This is a genomic window from Geodermatophilus amargosae, assembly GCF_900116515.1.
Taxonomy (GTDB): Bacteria; Actinomycetota; Actinomycetes; order Mycobacteriales; family Geodermatophilaceae; genus Geodermatophilus; species Geodermatophilus amargosae.
Genome location: NZ_FPBA01000030.1, coordinates 1 through 17,346 on the forward strand (window position 1 = coordinate 1; position 17,346 = coordinate 17,346).

Annotated in this window: 14 protein-coding genes; 8 read left to right on the plus strand and 6 right to left on the minus strand. The window is 72.5% G+C overall.

What is annotated here, in order from left to right:
* The first annotated feature begins 297 nt into the window (after positions 1 to 297).
* From BM414_RS25085 to BM414_RS25120, 7 genes are all read left to right on the plus strand, one after another.
* Positions 298 to 1,452: a glycosyltransferase gene (locus BM414_RS25085; protein ID WP_093584088.1), complete on the plus strand. Its 1,155-nt coding sequence runs from the start codon at positions 298 to 300 to the stop codon at positions 1,450 to 1,452.
* Entirely contained in the window at positions 1,449 to 2,639 is a 1,191-nt protein-coding gene (locus BM414_RS25090; RefSeq protein ID WP_217644926.1) for a YveK family protein, read from the plus strand. Before BM414_RS25085 ends, BM414_RS25090 begins: the two co-directional genes overlap by 4 nt.
* Before the next feature lie 52 nt (positions 2,640 to 2,691).
* Positions 2,692 to 4,038 carry a hypothetical protein gene (locus BM414_RS29735; RefSeq protein ID WP_175551796.1) on the plus strand — a complete coding sequence of 449 codons (1,347 nt, stop codon included), beginning with the start codon at positions 2,692 to 2,694 and terminating at the stop codon, positions 4,036 to 4,038.
* Positions 4,035 to 5,327: an oligosaccharide flippase family protein gene (locus BM414_RS25105; RefSeq protein ID WP_175551797.1), complete on the plus strand. Its 1,293-nt coding sequence runs from the start codon at positions 4,035 to 4,037 to the stop codon at positions 5,325 to 5,327. Before BM414_RS29735 ends, BM414_RS25105 begins: the two co-directional genes overlap by 4 nt.
* 142 nt (positions 5,328 to 5,469) lie before the next feature.
* A complete protein-coding gene (locus BM414_RS25110; protein WP_245784978.1) occupies positions 5,470 to 6,972 on the plus strand; it encodes a sugar transferase in 1,503 nt (500 codons plus the stop codon).
* Positions 6,973 to 7,165: 193 nt separating this feature from the next.
* Positions 7,166 to 8,107 carry an NAD(P)H-binding protein gene (locus BM414_RS25115; protein ID WP_093584100.1) on the plus strand — a complete coding sequence of 314 codons (942 nt, stop codon included), beginning with the start codon at positions 7,166 to 7,168 and terminating at the stop codon, positions 8,105 to 8,107.
* Positions 8,104 to 8,868 carry a CPBP family intramembrane glutamic endopeptidase gene (locus BM414_RS25120; RefSeq protein WP_093584102.1) on the plus strand — a complete coding sequence of 255 codons (765 nt, stop codon included), beginning with the start codon at positions 8,104 to 8,106 and terminating at the stop codon, positions 8,866 to 8,868. Before BM414_RS25115 ends, BM414_RS25120 begins: the two co-directional genes overlap by 4 nt.
* Positions 8,869 to 9,574: 706 nt before the next feature.
* Here BM414_RS25120 and BM414_RS25125 read toward each other — a convergent pair.
* The 6 genes from BM414_RS25125 to BM414_RS25150 form a co-directional block, all read right to left on the minus strand.
* Positions 9,575 to 10,324: a GAF and ANTAR domain-containing protein gene (locus BM414_RS25125; RefSeq protein ID WP_093584103.1), complete on the minus strand. Its 750-nt coding sequence runs from the start codon at positions 10,322 to 10,324 to the stop codon at positions 9,575 to 9,577.
* Positions 10,325 to 11,336: 1,012 nt separating this feature from the next.
* Positions 11,337 to 12,074: an SDR family NAD(P)-dependent oxidoreductase gene (locus BM414_RS25130; RefSeq protein ID WP_093584105.1), complete on the minus strand. Its 738-nt coding sequence runs from the start codon at positions 12,072 to 12,074 to the stop codon at positions 11,337 to 11,339.
* 330 nt (positions 12,075 to 12,404) lie between these two features.
* Entirely contained in the window at positions 12,405 to 13,964 is a 1,560-nt protein-coding gene (locus BM414_RS25135; protein ID WP_342716329.1) for a WS/DGAT/MGAT family O-acyltransferase, read from the minus strand.
* A 102-nt stretch (positions 13,965 to 14,066) separates the two neighbouring features.
* Complete coding sequence (locus BM414_RS25140) at positions 14,067 to 14,831, minus strand: DUF4389 domain-containing protein (protein WP_093584109.1); 765 nt, start codon at positions 14,829 to 14,831, stop codon at positions 14,067 to 14,069.
* Positions 14,828 to 15,844 carry an NAD(P)-dependent alcohol dehydrogenase gene (locus BM414_RS25145; RefSeq protein WP_093584111.1) on the minus strand — a complete coding sequence of 339 codons (1,017 nt, stop codon included), beginning with the start codon at positions 15,842 to 15,844 and terminating at the stop codon, positions 14,828 to 14,830. Before BM414_RS25145 ends, BM414_RS25140 begins: the two co-directional genes overlap by 4 nt.
* 93 nt (positions 15,845 to 15,937) lie before the next feature.
* Complete coding sequence (locus tag BM414_RS25150; protein WP_139246045.1) at positions 15,938 to 16,288, minus strand: hypothetical protein; 351 nt, start codon at positions 16,286 to 16,288, stop codon at positions 15,938 to 15,940.
* A 153-nt stretch (positions 16,289 to 16,441) separates the two neighbouring features.
* On the opposite strand from BM414_RS25150, the gene BM414_RS25155 reads away from it, so the two are divergent.
* Positions 16,442 to 17,209 (plus strand): TetR/AcrR family transcriptional regulator, encoded by a 768-nt coding sequence (locus tag BM414_RS25155; protein WP_245784980.1) that lies wholly within the window; start codon positions 16,442 to 16,444, stop codon positions 17,207 to 17,209.
* Positions 17,210 to 17,346: the final 137 nt, after the last annotated feature.

The window sequence follows — 17,346 nt, forward strand, 5'->3', positions numbered from 1 at the left end:
TGGAACGCGTATGAGAACAACTTCGGGTTGACCCGGCTGGACGGCACACCGAAACCGGCCCTGGCCGCTCTGCGCACCGCCAACGACCACCTCGCGGAGGAGCGGGCACGGATCGGCGGACGCTCCGGGGGGGAGGGACCCTGACGCGGCACCCGTCGGGTCGGACCGCCCCCCATCGAGCGATCTCGCGTTGCGGTGTACAGGAAGCGTGGGGAAGGTGACTCCCGACGTCCGGGTTCGGGGCCGGCGGTGGCAGCGGGACGGCGTCGTGAGCATGCCGACCGATGGGATGGGTGCATGAGCGAGCCGACCCCCCGGACTGCGTTGTTCGTCCTCCCCGGCCTCCAGCTGGGTGGAGCGGAGCGGCACGTCGTCCTCCTGGCACAGCACCTGGATCAGCAGCGCTGGCGGTCACGCGTGGTCACGTTCCGCGACGGCCCCTACGGCGACGAACTCCGGGCCTCCGGCATCCCCGTCGACCTGGTGCCCGAACCGGCGGGAGCAGGCGGCGTCGCCAGGACGGCACGGGCGATCCGCGGACTGGTCCGCCGGCACCGGCCGGCCGTCGTCAGCGCTCAGCACTTCGCGGCCGACCTGCCGGTCCGGCTCGCACTGCTGCAGCACCGGGCGATGGCCGGCGGCCGGGTCCCCTACGTCGTGTGGAAGCACACCTACGGCCACATCGGTCACCGCGGGAGGCGCGAGCGGGCCGTGGAGTCGGTGCTCGGCGGGCTGGTGAGCGGCTACGCGGCGGTCTGCTACACGCAGGTCACCTACCTGCGCGGCCAGCTCGGCCTGCCGACGCAGAAGATGGAGGTCGTACAGAACAGCCTGCCGGCGACGACCGTGGGTGACGGTCGCGCGGCCTTGGCGGCGGTTGTCCCGGGGGGCTTCCCGGGACCGGTCGCCGTCGTCGTCGGCGCCCTGCGGGCGGACAAGGGCCACCGCGACCTGCTCGACGCGTGGCGGGATGTGGCCCGGCAGGTCCCCGACGCGTCACTCGTCGTGGTGGGGGACGGGCCGGAACGCCGCGCGCTGGAGCAGGTCGCGGCAGCGCCGGGACTGGAGCGCGTGCACTTCCTCGGCGCCCGTGTCGATGCTCCGCTCCTCGCGGCCGGTGCCGACGTCTTCGTGCTCGCGTCCTACAACATCGAGTGCTTCCCGTACGCGGTGCTCGAGGCCATGGCCGGCGGTGTCCCGGTGGTCACGACGGCCACCGGCGGGCTGGCGGAGATGGTCGACCACGGGGTGACCGGGCTCCTCGTGCCGCCCATGGCGCCGCGCGCGCTCGGGGAGGCGCTGGTGGAGGTCCTCGGGTCCCCCGCGCGCGCCGCCGAGCTGGGTGCGGGCGGACGGCGCCGCCTGGCGGAGGCGTTCCCGTTCGACCGGTGGATCTCGGAGGTCAACGAGCTCTACGACGGGTGGTCGGCCCCGAGCGGTCGGCGGACGTGAACTCGGGCGGTTCCGGCACCCCCCGGCCCACCGGAGGACGGCACGCCCTGGACGAGCGCGGGGGCATCGCGCGCCTGTGGCGGCTCCTCGGTCTGCCGCTCCTCGCGACCGTGCTCGGTGCCGCTGCGGGGGTCGCGGTGAGCCTCGTCGGTGGCCCGCAGTGGGAGGCGCAGTCGACCATGGTCTACACGCCGCCCTCCCAGGACCCGGTGGTCTTCCCGGGGGCCAATCCGGCGGCGGCCGAGCGGGAGGTGGCCGACGCCGCCGCGCTGGCCGCGTCCGAGGCCGTCCTCGCCCCGGCGGCCGGCCGGCTGGGTGACGGTCAGGCATGGACGGACCTCCAGGGAGCGGTCACGGTCACTCCGAGCCCCGGGTCCGGCGTGATCACCGTGTCCGTCACCGCGACGGAGACGGAGGAGGTCGCCGCCCGGCTCGCCGCCGTCGTGACCTCCTTCGCCGACGTCGCACGCCAGCAGGCGGTCGACGCCGCGAACGCGGCTGCGGCTGCGGCGGGCGCCACCGCCGGTTCTGACGGAGGCGCCGCCGAGGACGTCCGCGCCCGGGCGGAGGTCCTCGCTCGCACCGCGGACCCGGTCCGGGTCCTCAGCACCACGACGCCCGTCCAGACCGCACCGGCGGTGCCCCGCGACGCGGCGACGGGTGGGGTCCTGGGTCTCATCCTCGCTGCCGGGCTCCTGGCGGTGCGCTCCGCCCGCCCCTCCCGCGTCTCCTCCGCACGGGACGCAGGCGAGATGTTCGGACTCCCCGTCGGGGTCATCCGTGCCGGACAGGTCGTCCCCGGGTCCGAGCGGCTCGTCGAGGACCTCCAGCGGCTCGGCGGACCGGGGACCGGGCACCGGCTGGTGGTGGTCCCCGCAGGCGCGGCCTCCGTGGCGGCGGCGCAGGAGGTCGCGGCGGTGCTCCGGGACACCATCCCCGCCCACCGCCCCGCGGACGAGCACGTCCCGGTGACCGACGGTGGCACGGCCGTGGACGTCGGTCCCGCCGAGAACCGGGTGCGGGTGACGGCTGACCCCACGACGACCGTGGTCGCCCCGGCTCTGCAACAGGCCACCGCGGTCGTCCTCGCGGTCGAGCAGGGGGCACCGCTGCGCGAGGTGCGTACCGTGCACCGCCTCAGCCGGCACTGGGAGCGTCCACCCGACGCCGTCGTCGTGACGGGATGACCGTGCGCGGCAGGCCCGGCGTCGTCGGTGCACAGGCCGTGGACGCCGTCTGATGCCCGTCGTCGTCCTCGGACTCGGGCTCGTGCTCGCCGGGATCTGGCTCCTCGTGCGCCGTCCGTGGCTGGCGCCCTGGGCCGTCGTGTTCCTCTTCGGTACGACCGCGGAGCTGCGCCTCCGGATCTCGGACTCGCTGGGTGTGGCCAAGGACGCACTCGTCGTCCTGCTCCTGGGGGTGACCGTGCTGGCGGTCCTCCAGGGGCGTACCTCCCTCGCCGCGCGACTGCCTCCGCTCTCCGTGGGCTTCCCCCTGACCGTGCTCGTCGGCCTCTACCTGCTCGACCTCGGCGGGGACCACGGTGGCGGCTGGGTGTTCGGCACACGTCTGCTCGTGGAGCCCCTGCTCCTGCTGTTCATCGGGCTCGCGACACCCCGACCGGAGGCCGCTCTGCGGCACCTCGTGCACGCGATGACCGTGTTCTTAGCGGCCCAGGCGATCCTGGCGTGGATCCAGCAGGCGGTCGGCCCGGACGCGCTGGTCTACCAGTGGGGCTACGCCTTCGGCTCACAGGTGCGGCTCAGCTCGGGAGGCGCCCTGCGCAGCCCGGGGTCCTTCGAGGAGTCGTTCTCGCTCGCCGCGTTCGCCGTCCTCGGGGCCTGCCTGGCCCTCACCGTCGCGTCCCGGCGTCAGGCGGTCGTCCTCTGGATCTCGGTCGCGGCCATCCTGGGTGCCACCCAGGTCCGCACCGCGGTCCTCCAGCTCGCCGTCCTCGCGATCGTGGTGTTGCTGCGCCAGGGCAAGACCCGTGCGGCCGTGGTTGGCGTCGTGGGGGCTGCGGCGGGCGCCGTCCTCGCGGCCGGGGTGTACCTGGTCTCCGCCACCGTCCCGGGCGGACCGGTCCGCCCGCTGCTGTTCACGCTCAACGGGCGCTTCGACGCGTGGGGAGTCGCCTACCAGGGGATCTCATCCCTCGTGCGGGGGAACGGGGTGGGAGCGCTCGGCGCAGGCTCGACGCGAGCCGAGGCGGGGTTGGTCTCCGCGGCGCCGGCCTACGACCCGAACCGCGAGAGCGAGGCGCTGTTCGCCGGCGACCCGTCCTTCCTGGACTCCTCCTGGGCGCAGGTCCTGTCCGACGTGGGGCTCGTGGGGGTGGTCGCACTGCTGGCCGTCGTGGTGGCCTACGCCCGATGGCTGAGCGGGCCGGCGCGGGGGGACAGCGGAGCGGCCTGGCTCGGCCTGGCGGTACTGGCCGTGTCGGTCGTCGACTGGATCTCGAGGACGACGCTGGGCAGTTACCCCACCGGCTTCATGACCTTCTACCTGCTGGGTCTCGCGACCGGTGCCGCTCTCGCCGTCGGCCGGGACCGGGTACGGCTGCCGTCGAGGGAGGCGCGCACGTGACAGCACTCGAACCCGACGAGGTCCTGTCGAAGGGCAGGCTCGTCCGCATCGGGGTGGCCGCGGCGCTGATCTCGCGGATCTTCGGGCGCCTCGTCGGCATCATCCTCGTCGTGGTGCTGGCCCGGGTGGCCGACCCGGCCACCGTCGCGCTGTACGGCTTCCTGCTCGGCACCGTGACGCTGATGGCCAGTCTCACCGACCTCGGGGTGGCCAGCCTCGCCGGGAGGGACGTCGCGGCGAAGGTCGCCGCGGCTCCCGCGGCGCTGCGCTCGGCCCTCGGTCCTCAGGCGCTGTCCACGGTGGTGGCAGTGGTCCTGACCTGCGTGGTGGCGGTCCTCGCCGGCCCGGCAGGGGTCGAGGCCTCCGTGCTCGTCCCCTGCTCGGTGTTCGTCGTCGCCAACTCGGTGTTCAACCTGTGGGCCGAGGTGCTGCGAGGTGACGGCAAGGTCGTCCTCGAGGGCGTCCTGCAGGGGGTGGGTGCCATGCTCCTGGTCACGGCCGGCTCTCTGGCCGTCCTGGCCGGCGCGGGGATCGTCCCGCTGCTCTGGATCGTCGCGGGCAAGGAGATCGTCGTCCTCGCCGTCGCGACCGTCTGGCTGCGCCCCGGCGCCCGGACGGACGCAGGGCCCTCCTTCGGAGCCCTGGTCCGCCGAAGCGCCTGGCTGGCGGTGGCGGGGACCGCACTCGTGCTCCTGTGGCGGCAGGGGACCCTGCTGGTGAGCGGCATGGCCTCCACGCGCGACCTGGCCGACTACGTCGTGGCAACGCGGTTGCTCGACGCCAGCGTCACGCTCGCTCACACGCTGGGCATCGGCCTGTTCCCGGGGATCGCGGCTCTCGCGGCCGAGGCTCCCGGGGCGGCGCGTGCCCATGCCCGGCGCTACCTCGTAGCGGTCCTGGGGCTCTCCGTGCCGGTGGCGGCCCTCGGCGTGCTCCTGGCGGGCCCCGTGACCACGGGTGTCTTCGGCGGCCAGTGGCAGTCGGCCGTGCCCGCCGTGCGCGTGCTGGCGGCGATCACACCCCTCATCCTGCTCGGCTACCTGTTGTGGTTCGTGCTGCTGGCAGAGGGGCAGGAGCGATGGCTGTGTGTCGGTGCACTGGCGGCCGCGGGGACGTCCGTGGGCGTGACCGCCGTGCTGCTGGCCGTCGAACCGGGCGCAGCCGCCGGCGCATGGGGGACCGGTGCCGGTGCGCTCGTGCTCGCCGTCGTGCTGGCGATCCGGTTCACGACCACCCGTGCCTCTCGTCGAGCGCCGGTCGAGGTGCCCCGGGCGGGCGACGCGCCCTGATCGCCCGCGTGGGACCGATCTGCCGTAGAGGATGCGGCTGCCCCGGACCGACCTTAAACTTCACCGGCACCCCGCGCTCCGATGGCGGGCCGGGATGCAGCAGGCGCGTGAAGCTGCGGGGGCGGCGTGCCGAGGAGGGGCAGTGGACGACAACACGGGGGTCAGTCCTGCGCGTGACGTGGGGCTGTTGAGCACGGCGGTCGACCCGACGACGGCGGGATCGGACGAGGTGCGGGCCGACGGTGGCCTGCCGCCGACGCCGGCCGCCCGGAGGCTGGAGCTCGAGCGACCGTGGCGCAACCCGGAGCCCTGGTGGCTGCGAGCCGGGGTGCGGCCCTACCTGCTGCTGGGCGACGTGCTCGCCTTCGTGGTGGCCACAGCCATCACCGCGCCGGCGAACCCGATCCACGTGATCGTCCTGGCCGTCTACATCCTGGTGTTCTACGCGGTGGGGCTCTACCGGTCGCGGCTGAACCTGTCGCTGCTCGACGACCTGCCCTACATCCTGGCGGCCTCCGTGGTCGGCTTCGCCCTGAAGCTGGCCCTCATCTCCCTGCTGCCGAGTGTCGACCCGCCTCCGCGTCAGGTGCTGCACGCGCTGGTGTTGCTGGCAGCGGTCCTGGTGGTGCGGCGGATCGCCTACACGGTGGTCCGGCTGGCCCGCTGCCGCGGCAAGGTACGCCACCGGACGCTGATCGTCGGCGCAGGAACGGTGGGCCTGCGCCTGGCGAACACGCTGAAGGAGCGGAGGACGTACGGGCTCGAACCCGTCGGCTTCGTCGACTCCGATCCGCCGGCCGACGATCCACCGCTGCTGCCTGCTCCCGTCCTGGGCCGGTACGAGGAGCTGGGGCAGGTCATCCGCCGTCACGAGATCCGCGACGTGATCGTGGCGTTCGGCGGCATCAGCGAGGACGAGCTGGTCGACATCCTGCGCACCTGCGACCGGTTGGACGTCGAGGTCTTCATGGTCCCGAGGCTGTTCGAGCTCACCAACGCCAACCGGTACACCGATGAGGTGTGGGGGATCCCCCTCGTCCGTGTGCGGCGCGCCGTCTTCCGCAGCCCCTGGTGGAAGGTGAAGCGGCTGGTCGACGTGCTGACCTCGGGGATCGCGCTGCTCCTCCTGTCACCGGTGCTGGCGGCCGTCGCCCTGGCCGTCCGGTGGGAGGGCGGGCCCGGGATAATCTTCCGGCAGGAGCGGGTGGGGATCGACGGACGGCCCTTCCAGGTTCTCAAGTTCCGCTCGCTCAGGCCTGCGGACGACACCGAGTCGCAGACCAACTGGAACATCAAGCACGACGACCGGCTCGGGCCCGTCGGCAAGTTCATCCGCGCCACCTCGCTCGACGAGCTGCCGCAGCTGTGGAACATCCTGCGGGGTGACATGAGCCTCGTCGGTCCCCGCCCGGAGCGTCCGCACTTCGTCGAGCAGTTCTCCGATTACATCCCCCGGTACACAGCCCGTCACCGGGTGCCGGCCGGGCTGACCGGCTGGTCGCAGGCCCACGGACTCCGGGGGGACACCTCGATCGAGGACCGGGCACGGTTCGACAACTACTACATCGAGAACTGGTCGCCCTGGCTCGACATGAAGATCGTCCTCAAGACGGTGGGGCAGGTGGTCCGCCGGCAAGGCGGCTGAGCAGGCGTTTCCGCCGTTCCGCACCCGTCGGCGCGCGCGGGCGTCACCACTGGCGGGCGCCACTCCGGCAAGGACGGGCGCTCGCGCCCGAGCCGGTGCCGAGCGGCGGCTGACTGCAGGCGCCGCGGCCGCGGGCGTCGGCGGCGCGCGGGCCAGCGGGATTCCGGTCAGCGCGCTGGGGTACCCGAGGCTGATGCAACTCCTCCTCACCGGCGCGTCCGGATTCGTGGGCGGCCGGCTCGCGCCGGCCCTGGTGAAGGCGGGCCACGACGTGCGCGCCATGACCCGTCGGCCGGACGACTACGGCGGCGCCGGCACGCCGGTGGCCGGCGACGTCACCGACGAGGCCTCGCTGCGGGGGGCGCTGCGCGGTTGCGAGGCCGCCTACTACCTCGTGCACTCCCTCGGCGACGCCGACTTCCAGCGCAAGGACGCCGAGGCCGCGCGGACCTTCGCCCGCGCCGCCGCCGACGCCGGCGTCGAGCGGATCGTCTACCTCGGCGGCCTGGGCCGCGACAGCGACGAGCTGTCCCCGCACCTGCGCAGCCGCCGTGAGGTGGAGCGGCTGCTCGCCTCGACCGGCGTCCCCGTCACCACCCTGCGCGCGGGCATCGTCGTCGGCCACGGCGGCGTCTCCTGGGAGATGACCCGCCAGCTCGTGGCGCACCTGCCTGCGATGGTCACCCCGCGCTGGGTGCACACCCGCACGCAGCCGATCGCCGTCGCCGACGTCGTCCGCTACCTGGTGGGCGTCCTCGAGGCGCCCGACGCCGGGGGCCGGGTGTTCGAGGTCGGCGGCCCCGAGGTGCTCACCTACCTCCAGATGCTCAGCCGGGTCGCCGACATCCAGGGCAGGCACCTGTTCGTCGTCCCCGTGCCGCTGCTGACGCCGAGCCTGTCCTCGCGCTGGCTGGCGCTGGTCACCGACGTCGACGTGACCACCGGCCGCTCGCTGGTCGACTCGATGATCAACGAGGTCGTCGTCACCGACGACGCGATCCGCACGGTGGTGCCCTTCGAGCCGATGGACTACGACGAGATGGTGCTGGTGGCGCTGGGCGAGCGGGCTGCCGACCGTCGGCGCGCGGCCCGCGTCCGCCGCGCCGGCCTGCTCGCCCGCGGCGCCCGCTCGTGAGCCGACGCCGCGGCGGACCGCTGGCACGAGCGGCCGGCCGGCTGCCGGACTGGCTGGTCGAGCCGGTGCCCCGCGACCACCGCGAGACCGACGCGGCCTTCCGTCGTCGTCGGAGGGTCACCGCGGGAGTGGCGTTGGGGGGTGCTGGGCTGCTCGGGATCTCGCTGTCGACGAAGCCCGGCTCGCCGGGCTTCTACGGCCTCACGATGGCCGTGGCCGGCACCTGGGTCACCGGCGGCCTGGCCTCGGGTCCGCTGCACCTGGGCTGGATGCTCACCCCCGACCACCAGCTGCGCCGCCCCGTGGTGACACCGGTGGTCACCGGGATCGGCGCCTTCGGCGTCTTCTACGGCGCGGCCCTGGTGGCTCGCCGGATCCCCGTCCTCGACCGGTCGATCACCAAGGTCATGCGCTATGCGCACCAGGGGTCGACCCCCCTGGTGGCCACGACGGCGCTGGCCAACGGCGTGGCCGAGGAGGTCTTCTTCCGCGGCGCGCTGTACGCCGCCATCGGCGCCGATCGCCCGGTGGTCACCTCGACCGCGGTCTACTGCCTGGCCACCGCGGCCACCCGCAACCCGGCTCTGCTGCTCGCCTCACTGGTCATGGGGGCGCTCTTCGGGGTGCAGCGGCGGGTCACCGGCGGCATCCAGGCCCCGGTGCTCACCCACGTCACCTGGTCGGCGCTGATGCTGCGCTTCCTGCCGCCGCTGTTCGCCGATCGCCCCGACGTGCACGACCCGCGCCCCTCGGCCGCCTGATGCCCTGAGCTCGGCCGACTCGTCACCAGCCCCGGGCGCGCCACTCCCAAGGCGAGGGATGCTCGGTGCCCTGCGTCCTGTCCTTGCCGTGGCCGGGGTGGACCCACGCGTCGTCCGGCAGGACGGGGGCGACCGCTGAATCCAGCGGAGGGACTCCTGAGGGTTGACCCGTCCGTCGGTCTGGCCGTATCGAGCCACCAGCAGGTCGAACCGCACCGCGGAGTCCATTCGACTCGTCTGATCACCCCCGCCGACGAACGTTCGTGCGAACTCCGGCGCGTCAGCGATCTCGGGTCGGACGCGCTGGGGGGCGCGAACGTCACCGCCGTAGCGCTCCGCGGCCGTATCCGGACCCAACCTCGAGCATCCGGCTTCCTGCTCCGTCGTACCGCCTCGCCCTGCGAGGTCGGCCTGAACGAGCCGGGTCAAGCCCGGAGTGCTTCCTCTCGGTGGTCGATCGATGCGCCGTGCTGCCCTCGAACGGACGGACCGGCGGCGAGGGGCGGCGGGCGCATCGAGCAGGAGCCCGGCGAGGGTGTGCCGTGGGATCCCCGCAGGATGTCTCAGGAACAGAGGGGCGGCCCCGCCGTCCGCTCGACTGGAACGGCGGGGCCTGACCGCAACAGCCCCCGCGGAAGCCGTTGCGGCTGCTGGTGAGTCTCCGGACGCCTTCGGATCCGGGCGACTCGATGGGTGGTGGACGACGTCAGCTCGTCCCGGAGAACCAGCTCCCCGGGGGGAGTTCGCCGGTGTGCACCAGGTCGTCGGCGATCGCGTGCAGCTTGCGGTTGGCCTTCATCGACATCTGGGCCAGGACCTGGAACGCCTGGTCGGCGGTGAGCTTGTGGCGGTCCATCAGGATGCCTTTGGCCTGGTCGATGACCCCCCGGGTCTGCAGCGCGGCCTGCAGGTCGTCGGCCCTGTCCCGTGCGCTCAGGTAGGCGTGCAGGTTGCCGGCGGCGACCGCGGCGTAGGGCCCGAACCGGGTGGCCGCCGTCTGGCTGTCCTCGTCGAAGGCGTGCGGCCGGCGGGCGTAGACGTTCAGCGCGCCGGCGACCTGCTCGTCGTCGTCGATGGCCAGCGGCACCGACAGGGAGCTCAGGGCCCCGTGCTCGACGGCCTGGGGCGTGTAGTCCGGCCACCGGCTGTCGGTGCGCATGTCGGTGATCTCGGTCAGCTCGCCGGTGCGGGCCGCGTGCAGGCAGGGGCCGTGGCCGCGGTCGTACTGCGCCTCGTCCAGGTCGGTGGCCAGCTCGCCGGTGCTCGCGACCGTGGTCGGGTGGTCCTTGACCAGCAGCGTCACCGACGCCTCGGGGTTGCCGGGCAGCACGGTCTTGGCCAGGTCGGCGATGGTCTGCAGCAGGTCGTCCATCGACACCTGTCGCAGGGACAGCGAGCCGAGGCGTTCCAGCGCTCGGACGGCGGAAGCCGATGCGGAGGGTTGGTCACTGGCCACGGCGGGCCTCCGGCCTGCTCTTACCGGGGACGGGTGACCTCGGCCGCGGACCTCGATCTGAGGGCCGTGCATGAGACGCCGGCTGTGTGACGCGCCATCGACGCCGAGCGATCGAGCGTCACAGGCGACGCTACTCGTGTTGAGCGCCTGATGTGCGGCGATGTCCTGAGGCTCACCGCTCGGGACCCGGCCCGCAGCGGCACGCGCCAACGCCACGGCAACGACTCAACTGGCCGCCGCGCAGGTCCCGGGAGCCGACGTACCAGAGTGCTCGCTTCGCCGCAGCGGGTGATCGAGCCGCCGGCCACCCTCGGGCTCGTCGGCCACGCCCCCATGCGGGGAAGCCGTCCAACCCCCGGTGCAGCACGCCCCTACGACCGACCTCAGCGGGCGGACGCACCGCGCGATAAACGTGGGTGCAGGCCGCCTGTGAGCGGTGCGCCGACTGACGGCCACTCCGACGGTGCGTGGAGCCGAGCCACTGCGCCTCGGAGGAGCCGCCTCGTCCACCGCGGCAGGGTCCGGCAATCGCCCCCATGCCGCTGAGCTCCAGCGCGATGTCGATCACCTTGCGATTGGTTTCTCGTGAGGCGCGGACCAGGACCGCGCCTGGTCGGCAGTGACTCCGTGGCGTTCCGTGAGGATGCCCTGTCATCTGCCGTGGTCCTGAACCCGGCTCTCACCGCGGGCGGGTCGCCCGCCGGGGATCTCGGCAGCCACCAAGTCGCCCGGTGTGAAGGCCGTGGGGCGATCCGCCGATCCCGAGCACTGAGGTACGTGCCACGCTGGTCCGCGGTACCCCGCCACGGCGCAGAGTCCAGAACGTGTCCTGGCGATCCTGACCGGCGCGCGAGCGAGGGGCCCACGAGCCTGTGCGGGCGAGGTCTTCAGCGGCTCGCGCCGGTCACCGCGCGTCTCCTCGAGGAGCGCGCCCCTCGATCACCTGCAGCAGCCGCCCGGCTGTGGCTTCAGCGGTGGAGCCTGGCGGCCCGCGCTGTTCTGGGCCGCAGACCTACAGCGAGAGGCCACCGTCGACGGGCAGGACGACGCCGGTGATGTACGCGGCCTCGTCCGCGGCGAGGAACGCGACCGCCGCAGCCATCTCCCACGCCTCCGCGAAGCGGCCCATCGGGATGCCAGCGCTGATCTGGTCGAGCTTCTCGGCGGGAACGGACGAGATCATGCGGGTCTGGGCGTTCGGGGAGATCGCGTTCACCGTGATCCCGAAACGCGCCAGCTCCTTCGCCGCGGTCTTCGTGAAACCGATGATCCCGGCCTTGGCCATGGAGTAGTTGGACTGACCCGGGTTGCCATGGAGGCCGGTGTAGGAAGTGACGTTGATGATCCGGCCGGACCCCTGCCGGCGGAAATGGGGAACCGCAGCACGCGTGAAGCGGAAGGTGCCTCCGGCGTGCACCGCCATGACGGACTCGTAGTCCTCGTCGGTCAGCTTCCACAGCATCCCGTCGCGGAGGATGCCGGCGTTGTTGACCAGGACGTCGATGCGGCCGGTGTCGGAGATGACCTGTTCCATCACCTGGGCAACGTCGGCGGTCCGTGAGACGTCAGCGGCCAGGCCGACCGCGTTCATCTCCTTCGCGGCAACCGCGACCTCGTCGTTGTCGTAGTCCACCAGGAAGACCGTCGCGCCGGCCGCCCGGAAGTGCTGCCCGATCGCCCGGCCGACACCGCGGGCGCCCCCGGTGACCACGACGGTGCGTCCGGAGAAGTCGAAGGTCAGGTTCCCCATCAGGCCAGTCCCGCGATGGGGCAGGCGTGTGGGACCTCGCTGGACGACATGGCGCTCTCCCAGGCTCTGGCGTCAGTAGGTGTCTGAGCGCAGTCACTGCAGACGACCTCGGTGTGTCAAGGGTCGCATGTCATGTCGTTCATGGTGACCAGCCCCGAATCAGAGCAGGGGCTGAGCGGCGTGATCCGGCACCGCAGCGCCCCTCGGCGATGCAGGCCACGAAGTGGGCGCCGGCACTGCCGGACCGCTCCGGAGGCTCGGCCGTGAGACATGGGTGACGCCAGGGCGGGATGCGGTCCCTGATGCGGCTCCTCGCTGGTGTGATGCCCCTCACGGCTGCAGGGCGAGCGCTTGCTCGAGCTCGGCGACGGCCTCGCCGGTGTAGACGGCGAGCTTCTGGAGATGGGGGACGGTGTCGCGGCAGCCGGTGAACCCGAGGTGCACCTGGCCGGCGTAGCTGAACAGCGTGATGTTCAGGGCAAGACCGTTGCTCACGATGGAGGCCGGGTACATCGCTTCGACGCGGGCCCCTGCGAAGTAGAGCGGCTCGGGCGGACCGGGCACGTTCGAGACGACCACGTTGAAGAGGATCCGCTGCCCGCCGAGCCCGGTGACCGCGCTCAGCGTCTGCAGTCCGACGGGCGCCATGAGTGTCTGGCTGTAGGCCACGATGGTCTCCGGGGTCATCCCCACGAACTGGTTCTTGGCCTCGGTCGTGGATGCGTTGACCGCCCGTAGCCGCTCGATCGGGTCGGCGACGTCGGTTGCCATCGAAGCCAGCAGGGCGCCGACGGCGTTGCCGCCACCCGGGTCGTCCTCGGGACGGATGTTCACCGGGACGAAGGCGACCAGAGGGGCATCCGGCAGCTCCCCCTGGTCGAGCAGGTATCTCCGGATGCCTCCGCCGCAGACGGCCAGGGCGATGTCGTTGAGCGTGGTCCCGCTGGCCTTGGCCAGCCGCTTGAGTTGCGCCAGCGGGTACTGCTGCGTCGCGAAGCGGCGGTTGCGGGTGATCCGCTGGTTGAACGGGGTGTGCGGTGCCTGGAAGGTGCCGACCAGTGCGCCCCGGTTCCATGTGAGCCGGCTGAGCGCGCGGGTCAGCGGACCGAGCGCGCGGACACCCTGGCCGGCTGAGCGGAGCAAGCCGGTCGCGCTCGCCCACGAGGGAGCCACGTCGTCGGAGACGGCCGCGGTCTTGAGCGGGACGTTGTAGAACAGGCGCGACTGCGGGCTGTCCGGGTCTGTGGTGAAGGCGTGCTCGTGGGCCTTCGTGAGCGTGTAGCCGTCCACGAGGGAGTGGTGCACCTTGGCGAAGAGCGCGAAGCCGCCGTCCTCGAGTCCCTCGATGACGTGCAGCTCCCACAGGGGTTTGGACAGGTCGAGCGGGCTGGCGTGCAACCGGGCGACCAGGGTGCCGAGCTCGCGCTCGTCGCCGGGGGCAGGCACCGCGGTGCGGCGCACGTGGTAGTCGAAGTCGAAGTCCTCGTCCTCGACCCACGCGTGAAGCGGGTTGTGCTGGAACCAGGGCGTGGCGAGCTTGCGGTTCCACGGACTGGCGACCGACGGTGCGGCCCGGAGCCGCTCGAAGACGCCGCGCAGATACTCGGGCGACGCCTCCTCGGGCGGCTGCAAGCGCATCAGGGTGCCGACGTGCTGAGGCGCCTCCCGCGTCTCGGCATAGAGGAATGCCGCGTCCGCCGGGCTCAGAGGTCGTGGGCGTGACATGGGGGCTCCTTCCGCCCGCGCGAGCGGCAGGCTCTGTCTCCATGATGGGGCGAAAGACGTGCGCACGACGCCCGGGTGCAGCGCATCGGCGGTGACGACGCGCTGCAGGCCAACTGCGGGCACGGTCCGGTCAGCCATCCGTCCGCGGCGGTCCTCCTGCGCCATCGTGATGCCCTTCAGCCGGATGTGCGGACGAGGCGTCCCCGGCTTCCCGGACCCGTCGCCCGAGGGGTCGACACCTCGGGCGACGAGCGATCCCCGCGGCAGTCAGCGTGCGTGGGCGGCCGAGGTTGGCGGCGACGCGGTCGGCATCCCGGTCGGCGGCGGTCCGATGGGCTCGGCGGGGACCGTGCCGGGGTCGGTGCCGCCGGTGTCGAGCCGGAAGGGGGGGTATCGGTCGGTCATCAGCGCCGCGTAGGGGCCGACTCGTAGCGCCCAGCGGTCCATGCCCATGACGAAGTCGTAGAGCGGCTTCGGGTAGCGGCCGGTGAACAGCAGCATGATGGCGGCGATGAGGACGAGCAGGCCGACCAGGGAGATGCCGGCGTTCGCGGCGCTGTCCCAGGCGTCGTTCGTGTCGCCGCCGCGGGTGCCCAGCCACAGGCCGCCGCCGACGAACACGGCCAGCACCAGGTAGTGGGGAATGGCCAGCAGCCACTTGACGAAGATCAGTCCCCGGGAGAGCCGCTCGGGGTAGTGCACGTCCAGGTGCGCCGGGTAGTCCGGCACGTCGGCGAGGGTGAACGGCGGATAGCGGTCGGTACCCAGGGCCCAGTAGCCGTAGTAGTGCACGCGCCAGGACCAGCGCATGACCCCGACGTTGAAGTCGAACAGCGACCGTGGATAACGCCCGGTGAACAGGATCGCGAAGAAAGCGATCACCGTGACCACGGCGAACGCCACCCACAGCAAGAACAGCACGACGACGTGCGGGATCAGCAGCAGCCACTTGACCAGCCACAGCCAGCGGGACAGCGACGGGTCCAGTGCCGCGTCGACGCGGACCGGATAGGGGGTTCGGGGCTCGGTCATGGCGTGCTCCCTGGAGGCGTTGTCTGCATGCCGCTGGAGGAGACGGAGACGACGAGCTTGCCTCGGGCCCTGCCGTCCAGCAGGTGGCGGATGGCGGCGGCCGCTTCCTCGAGCGGATAGGTCCGGTCGATGACCGGGATGACCTGGCCGGACTCGACGAGCCCGGTCAGGACGACCAGGTCGGCGGCGTTCTCCGAGCTGGCGAGCGGAGTCAGGTGCTGGCGGACGAAGGGCGACAGCAGCAGGGCGCGGATGGTCCGGTCGAACCCGCCGAGCCAGCGGCCACCGGTCTCCGAGCCGACGATGATGAGCGTGCCCCGGCGGGTGAGCGTGCGCCGCAGCTGTCTCAGGGAGCGGTGCCCGCCGGTGTCGAGGACGACGTCGAAGCGCCGGCCGTCGGCGACGTCTCCGGCGGTGTAGTCGATGACGTGGTCGGCGCCGAGCGAGCGGACCAGATCCACCTTGCTGGTGCTGCACACGCCGGTGACCTCCGCGCCGAACGCCTTCGCGATCTGCACGGCGAACGTGCCGACGCCACCGGAGGCGCCGATGACCAGCACCGCCTGCCCCGGCTGCACCCGGCCTCGGTCCCGGAGACCCTGCAGGGCGGTGACGGCGGAGATGGGGGCGGCGGCCGCCTGCTCGTAGGTCAGGTTGGCCGGCCTCGCGGCCAATCGGTCGACTGCGACGGTCACGTACTCGGCGAAGGAGCCGTTGCACGTGCCGTACACCTGGTCACCCGGAGCGAAGCCCGTCGTGCCGGGGCCGACGGCCTCGACGGTTCCGGCCAGGCTCCGGCCGGGGTTGGAGTACTTCGGCCGGCGCAGCCCGAAGCCGGCGAGCCGGATGGGATAGGGCAGGCCGGCCATGAGGTGCCAGGTTCCCCGGTCGACGCTGGCCGCGTGCACCCGCACGAGGACCTCGTCGTCGCCGACGGTAGGACGGTCCATCCGTTCGACCCGGAGGAGGCCCTCGGGTGCCGGGCCGTAGCGGTCCTGCACGACCGCCGTCATGGTCCTCGGGCCTCCGGCACCGCTGGGCGGGCCTCGGAGCGCGTGGAACTGGGTGGTGGCCATGGGGACCTCTCTCGTCGTCGACGGGGGTGTTCAGGACGTGCGGCGCTGGAGGACGAAGTCGCTCTGGCGGTGCCGGCCGTAGTGCCGGCAGGTGGCCACCCGCAGCACCGGATCGCCGCGCCGCCCCAGGACGGCGGGCAGCAGCAGGATCGGGACGAGCAGGATGGCGTACGTCCAGGCGGTGGTGAACCACGTCCAGGTGAGGCTCGTCCCGCCGGCGACGACGGCCGGCAGCACCACGTCCGCCGGTTCGCGCAGGATGTCGGGCCAGTCGAACGTCGCGGACAGGGCGGTGGCCGCCCCGCCGAACGCCAGTGCGCCCGTCACCAGTAGCGCGCCCGTCGTACGGCGCGGGATGCGGTCCACGGATGTGGTCGTCATGACACTCCCTGAACGACGTACGAACTGAACGACGTACGAACTGAACGACGTACGAACTAAACGGCGTACAACATTTGTACGATGTACAGCAAGGGTTCTACCGTGTAGGCACCGGCGTCAAGGGGGTAGGTCGAGCCGATGTCCGTCCCAGGCATGCGACGCCGTCGCGGGCCACGTCGGGCCCTTACCGACGACGAGATCCTCGATGCGGCACTGGATCTGCTCGACGAGGGCGGGCCCGACGCGGCGTCCGTCCGGGGCATCGCCGCTCGGGTCGGCGTGGCACCGAACGCGGTCTACACCTACTTCCCGGACAAGGCCGCCGTGATCAAGGGCCTCGCCGAGCGGCTGCTCGGCGGGGTCGACCACGACGTGTTCGCCGACCGGGAACGGCCCTGGCGGGAACGCGTGGAGGCCCTGGCCCTGGAACTCCGCGCCCATCTGTCGGCCCATCCCGGCGCGGTGCCGCTGATGATCGGCGGCCCGATGGACGGGCCCCACGCACTGGCGCTCAACGAACGGCTCCTGCAGCTGCTGGTCGACGCCGGACTCGATGCCACCGAGGCCGCACAGGCCTCCTACCTGCTCATCGTCTACGTGTTCGGCTCGATCGCGCTGGAGGTCGCCGACGTGCATCGGGCCGGTCCGCTGCCGTCGGAGCCCGAGAGGGTCGCCACCCGACTGGTGGCCTTCTCGGCGATCCCGACCGGTGGCTTCCCCCGCAGCGCGGAGGCAGCCGCCACCATGGCGGGCTACGTCTCCACCGAGCAGTACCTGTGGGGGCTGCGCCGCATCCTCGACGGGATCGCCGCACGCGTCGCCACGGCAGGCGACGTCACGGAACGCGCGGCCGGCCCGGATGGTCTCCAGCCGGCCGAGCTGTGGGGTCAGCCCGGGCCGCCGGGAGCGCACCCCGCCTGACCGGTTCCCGGTGGCGGAACCGCCGACCGGGCGGCGACGCAACCCGATGGGAGGCGGGCCGGCTGTTGGCCAGCCGACCGCCCCCTGACGCGTGCCCCGTCCTGGGTGAACCGTACGTTGCACGCCGTACAAAGCCT

Excerpts from the sequence above, each read along its gene's own strand:
- BM414_RS25115 (WP_093584100.1), top strand. The coding sequence starts at position 7,166 with ATGCAACTCCTCCTCACCGGCGCGTCCGGATTCGTGGGCGGCCGGCTC.
- BM414_RS25135 (WP_342716329.1), bottom strand. The coding sequence starts at position 13,964 with ATGGCGCAGGAGGACCGCCGCGGACGGATGGCTGACCGGACCGTGCCC.
- BM414_RS25155 (WP_245784980.1), top strand. The coding sequence starts at position 16,442 with ATGCGACGCCGTCGCGGGCCACGTCGGGCCCTTACCGACGACGAGATC.
- BM414_RS25130 (WP_093584105.1), bottom strand. The coding sequence starts at position 12,074 with ATGGGGAACCTGACCTTCGACTTCTCCGGACGCACCGTCGTGGTCACC.
- BM414_RS25085 (WP_093584088.1), top strand. The coding sequence starts at position 298 with ATGAGCGAGCCGACCCCCCGGACTGCGTTGTTCGTCCTCCCCGGCCTC.
- BM414_RS25140 (WP_093584109.1), bottom strand. The coding sequence starts at position 14,831 with ATGACCGAGCCCCGAACCCCCTATCCGGTCCGCGTCGACGCGGCACTG.
- BM414_RS25145 (WP_093584111.1), bottom strand. The coding sequence starts at position 15,844 with ATGACGGCGGTCGTGCAGGACCGCTACGGCCCGGCACCCGAGGGCCTC.
- BM414_RS25150 (WP_139246045.1), bottom strand. The coding sequence starts at position 16,288 with ATGACGACCACATCCGTGGACCGCATCCCGCGCCGTACGACGGGCGCG.
- BM414_RS29735 (WP_175551796.1), top strand. The coding sequence starts at position 2,692 with ATGCCCGTCGTCGTCCTCGGACTCGGGCTCGTGCTCGCCGGGATCTGG.